Source organism: Fulvivirga aurantia, from assembly GCF_009711475.1.
GTDB classification, from domain to species: domain Bacteria; phylum Bacteroidota; class Bacteroidia; order Cytophagales; family Cyclobacteriaceae; genus Fulvivirga; species Fulvivirga aurantia.
The window spans coordinates 1-4,705 of the sequence record NZ_SMMD01000618.1 but is presented as its reverse complement, the minus strand read 5'-3'; the positions used below and the strand labels follow the sequence as shown (position 1 = coordinate 4,705).

Below are 4,705 nucleotides of genomic sequence, written 5' to 3'. Positions count from 1 at the left end.
CTGTTATTCTATAGTAATTCTCTCCTTCTACAGGATTGTTGTCTTCTATTGTGTATGCGTTGTTGTTATTTATATCAACCTGGCCTACAGTTACATAGTCCCAGTTCTCATCTAGCTTCTCTATTAAAAAATGCTCTCCTTTAAGGTCAGTTTCCCATGTCAAAACCATCTTGCCATCAACACTGGCTAATTCCAGATTTTCCATTTGAACCATTTGTGGTACTTCTTGTGCTGCTACGGCAAAAGGGATGAATAGTACCAGAGTAATAAGAGTGCGAGTAATTGTATTAAAGCTTTTCATGACATTTGTTTTTAAATTGATATTTCAAATATGGGGTTAAAAAGCGCTCAATGGATCAGTAAAATCCTGAAATTTCAAATCATACTTTTTCTGACTCAAAAACGCCAAAAAACTTACATGAGGCAGTTTTCTGATATAATCTCAAGGCATATTAACCATTCACCGAGCAACAGGCTTGGGTTATCCCCTACCAGCTTCTCGGGGTATAACCTTACAAAAACCTCAGGGTAAACCCCGACTTTTAGTATTTTCGTAAAAAACGGTTTAAAAAAATCCAGCTGAAAAGCTGTTGAGAAATTCACATAATACCTTTCTATGACCTTTAAAACTACCCTGGAAAAATTCGAATCCAATGTTTGGGGTTTCCACCTGCCCGTGGCCGAACAATATGCAGAACCTTTTGTAGAAGGTGACGACAAAAGAGTAAAGTGTGTAATAAATGAAGAGCTTACACTACATTGTGCCCTCATGCCTCGCAACAACGAGTACTTTATTTTAATGAATAAGAAAAATATCGATAAGCTAGGGCTAGCTATTGGTCAAACTGTGGATGTGCAATTAGAAAAAGACACCTCTGAGTATGGTATGCCCATGCCAGATAGTTTCCGCATGCTTCTGGATCAGGATGAGGAAGGTAATGATTACTTTCATAAACTTACACCAGGTAAACAACGCACTCTTATATATATAGTAGGCAAAGTCAAAAATATAGACAGCCAGCTCAATAAAGGACTTGCGATATTGTACCACCTCACCAGCAGGCAGGGCAAGCTTGATTTTAAAATACTTAATGAAACCATTAAAGAATACAATCAAAGGTCGAAGCTTAAATAAGACGGATTAAGTCATTGTAAACTAATTGATGAGTGAAGTAATCTTATTGTTAAGAATATGACCTCATCACTCTTTTAATTAATCCAATCTATTTTTTGAGGTAAAATTGGGGCAAACTGAGTTTCTTTTATTTGTGTAATTCTAAACCAAAACACATTGAATACATGAAACTCAAATTTTACCCACTTATTTGCACACTGGTTGTTTTCGGCATTATGGCCAGTTGCTCAGATGAAATTACCGAAGTTACTCAGGTAATAGAAAATGACACTACAATTATCGTTAACAACGATACGACTATCATCGTCAATAATTTGATTGACATTGATACACTCGAACCCTTAGAATCTTCTATAACACCTTCGAGCTTACTTTCCTTAAGATCTGATTTTTCAGATATCGAAGTTAAGGTAATTCTCAGCTCAGAAGATACAATACCTGGTGCTTCCAACTTTATTTATGGCAGTATGGCCGACGGAGCTGGTCTTTTAGCAGAAAATGACGGTTCTTTTACACTTATAAATAATATTGAGGCAGACTACGCTATAGCCAGAATAAGGCTCAACAGTGACATGCAGCCGGTGCATGGAGATTATATACTAAATGCTGAAGCTACGGCATTCACTGCACAGTGCTCTGGTACGCTTATCACACCAGAAGAGCATGGTTTTGGTCCACTGTACCTATCTGGTGGTGAATGGGGTGGCGCTTCAAAAGGCGTATTTGCTACTTACCCATACCGATCTTCTACAAATGCCAACTCTGCTTGGATGCTTCCCGCACTTGGTCAGTGGTCGACTGAAAATGCTGTGCCTATCGGTAAAGATGCTTACTCAGACAAAACAGTCATATTTATTGGAGACGATCACAGTGATAACTCAGTACCATCAGGTCAGTTAGGCATGTATGTAGGAGATCGTGGTGACTTATTTGGAGGTAAAATGTATGGCCTTAAGGTAACAACTGCCGGTGTTGACTTCGAAATGGATATGGAAGAAGGCACTGAGTATGATGCAGAGTGGGTTGAGCTTACAGAAGTGGATATAGACTTGCTAGATCAGGAAGCCAAAAGCAAAGGGGTTATGGGCTTTTCAAGATTAGAAGATATCGACTGGAGACGTGGCTCCGCTGCCAATCAGAGAGAAGTGTACTTTGCCGTTACTGGTCGTGACAAACCAGATCTTGTAGGAAAAGGTACAAGAACAGGACGAATCTATAAGGTAGTACTTAACGATAGTGACCCTAGCGCTCCTGCTAAAATTACTTGTGTATTAGATGGTGACAAAGGTATCTCAGACAGCGGTGCTAAAGCTGCAGCTTTCCACAGCCCTGACAATATACTCGTGACAGAGAATTATGCTTATATACAAGAAGATCCTAACGGTATTGAAGACATAAAGTCTGCTGCGGATCACTTCGCTTATCTTTATCAGTACAACTTATCTACTGGTGAGCTAAAGGTAGTATTGGAGTGTGATCAGGAGACAGCCGCTTCTTTGGGTTATGGCACAACAGATCGCACCTGGGAAATTACAGGAATGATCGATGTGACTGATGTAGTTGGAAGCACAGAATCTACATTCCTTCTAATCACTCAAAACCATGGTTGGGAAAGAGAAAGTGATGTGCCATTTACCGATCCTAATGCTAACCCTGATCTTAACAATTCCAGAGCTGAGGGAAGTGTACTTTTCTCTATTAAGGGATTAGACAGGTAATTGTAGATATGAAAGTATCAATCAATAATATATTTATGAAAGGGGCTTATTTAATGAGCCTCTTTTTCCTTTTTTTAAGTTGTACCCAGAGCGAAAAGACAAAGCATCAGAAGGTTGAGCCCTTCACTACCTTATCTCGTGATTATATAAGCGCCTTAGACAGCAGTGCTTTTTTCATGGCTAAAATTACCAAGGACCAAAACATAGCAGACAACTATAATAAAGCGCGTTTTCATTTTAAAAGAGCAGAGCCAGTTATAGCTTTTGTTGACAAAGACAATTATCTCACCCTCAATGGCCCTAATCTCCTTAAAATCGAGGAAGAAGACTACACAAACATCCGCATTCAACAACCTCAGGGTTTTCAGGTGATGGAAGAGCTTATCTTTGCTGAATCAGATTCTATAGATAAAGAAGTAATAAAGCAAAAGGCCAGGTTTATTGAAGCGCGCCTTAAGCTAATTGCACAAAATACCGATTTGTCTAAATACAAAAACTATCACTTTCTATGGTTGGTAAGAGACGCCATAATTAGAGTATCAACTACCAGCCTCACGGGCTTCGACTCTCCAAATCTGGCTTCATTGGACGAAGCTCAAATTGTATATAATAGTATCGCCAACTATCTCTCCTATTTTCAGAATGAATTCAAGGATGTAGCACTTCACAACCAGTGGCAAAAAGAAATAGATAAAACCTTAACTGACCTCAAGGGTGATTTTGAGTCATTTGATCGTTACTCTTTTATTAAAGAGCACACCAACAAGCAACTGGATTTATGGGTCCGCACTGTTGAAGATTGGTCGATCATATTTCCTTTTGATATGGCTATAAACAATGAAGCGCAATCGCTATTTGATAGAAATACTTTTAATGTTGAATACTTCGCAGGTCGACATTCTGTAAATATAAATGAGCAAACTGTGGCTTTAGGAGAGCAGCTTTTTTACGATAAAAACTTATCAAAAGATAAATCCATGAGCTGTGGCAGCTGTCACCAACCCGAAAAAGCATTTACAGATGGTCAAAAAACCTCAATTGGCAATAATGGCAATCCTTTAAAAAGAAATAGCCCTACCCTCACCTATGCAGCTTTTCAGAAGGGTTTCTTTTACGATAAAAGAGCAGGCAACCTCGAAGGACAAATCTCAGGAGTAGTAAGTAATGAAAATGAATTTCATACCAATCTGGAAATTCTTGAAGAGGAAGTGAGGGCAAATGATAAGTACAGAATGCAATTTGCCAAACACTTTAAAGACACCATTACTGAGAGCAATATTAGAAATGCTATTGCAACATACATTCGAAGTCTTGCTTCATTTAGCTCTAAGTTTGATAAAAACATACGCGGAGAAGAAGAGAGTTTATCAGAGCAAGAAGTATTAGGCTTTAATCTATTTATGGGTAAAGCAGCGTGTGGCACCTGTCACTTTGCTCCACTTTTCAACGGAACGGTTCCTCCCAATTTCAAGGAATCAGAATTGGAAGCTTTGGGAGTACCGGCAACGGCTAAGAATCAAAGGCTGGATGATGATTTGGGTAGATTTGAGCTTTTTAAAACCTCCGAAAGAAAGCATTTATTTAAAACCCCGACCATTAGGAATATTACCAAAACAGCTCCATATATGCACAATGGAGTGTATGATAGTCTGGAGCAGGTTATGCATTTTTATAATGTTGGCGGTGGCTTAGGCCTGGGCTTTAACATCGACAACCAAACGCTACCTCCCGATTCTTTAAATTTGCAAGAATCTGAAATAGAGGCCATTATAGCATTTCTTCATACGCTTACTGATGAGGAGCCGTATTAAAGGATAACTTATCTGGGCATTATTTGCTTACTTTAGGTATA

At 38.8% G+C, this 4,705-nt stretch carries 3 protein-coding genes and 1 pseudogene; 3 read left to right on the top strand and 1 reads right to left on the bottom strand.

What is annotated here, in order from left to right; genetic code table 11:
- Positions 1 to 301, bottom strand: a pseudogene (locus E1176_RS05820) (hypothetical protein); the annotation flags it as partial.
- 315 nt (positions 302 to 616) lie between these two features.
- Between E1176_RS05820 and E1176_RS05815 the strand changes: the two are divergent.
- The 3 genes from E1176_RS05815 to E1176_RS05805 all read left to right on the top strand — a co-directional run bounded on the left by E1176_RS05815 (position 617) and on the right by E1176_RS05805 (position 4,664).
- On the top strand, positions 617 to 1,135 hold the full coding sequence (locus E1176_RS05815) for a DUF1905 domain-containing protein (RefSeq protein ID WP_155209621.1): 519 nt from the start codon (positions 617 to 619) through the stop codon (positions 1,133 to 1,135).
- Between the two features lie 164 nt (positions 1,136 to 1,299).
- On the top strand, positions 1,300 to 2,853 hold the full coding sequence (locus E1176_RS05810) for a PhoX family protein (RefSeq protein ID WP_246205946.1): 1,554 nt from the start codon (positions 1,300 to 1,302) through the stop codon (positions 2,851 to 2,853).
- A gap of 176 nt (positions 2,854 to 3,029) precedes the next feature.
- Positions 3,030 to 4,664, top strand: coding sequence for a cytochrome-c peroxidase (locus E1176_RS05805; RefSeq protein ID WP_246205945.1), 1,635 nt, complete (start codon positions 3,030 to 3,032; stop codon positions 4,662 to 4,664).
- Positions 4,665 to 4,705 lie beyond the last annotated feature (41 nt).